We start from the raw sequence: 533 nt of genomic DNA, 5'->3' as shown, positions 1-533 counted from the left end.
AAGAAATGGTGTTCGACGCCGACAGTCTCGGTTCAAACCACAGCGTTTTACCCAATTCAATCTTTTTACTGTCGAGCCCAGAAATGGGTTCGATGACCTTGATGGGTTCGTTGGATTGACGTTCAGCATGGGCACCGAAAGACAATATAGATAAAACACTCACTGCGATAAGAGTTTTCATAATAACTTCCTTTTGACGTGATTTTCGACTCTCACTAGAGCGGCGCACTTCTTATGAAACCGCTGATAAAACAGTCGTTGGTGCGCTCGAAAATTACGGTATAGGAAAGGTGTTATTCGATAAAATGCAAAAATTCGATGGTTTTCATGGCAAAAAACGATGTTAAAAGTGATGGATTTTTGTACGTCAAGCTGGAGCAGGCTATTGTGAGTGTTGGTTACAAATTTGTCACAAATGTTTAAAGTTATTTATCGGACGAATCCTTGATTAAAGTCAATTTCAATCTGAGGTAGTGCGGCGTTCAAATACAACAAAGGGGGCGATAGTTCGCCCCCTTTGTTGTTCATCTGGT

1 pseudogene is annotated in these 533 nt (G+C 41.1%); it reads right to left on the bottom strand.

Features of this window, described 5'->3' with window-relative positions:
- Positions 1 to 181: pseudogene (locus tag R7Q48_RS30600) on the bottom strand (cytochrome B6); the annotation flags it as partial.
- Positions 182 to 533 lie beyond the last annotated feature (352 nt).

It is taken from the genome of Vibrio sp. 378 (assembly GCF_033339435.1).
The sequence above is the reverse complement of the archived record's forward strand: the minus strand, read 5'-3'. Positions and strand labels throughout refer to the sequence as shown.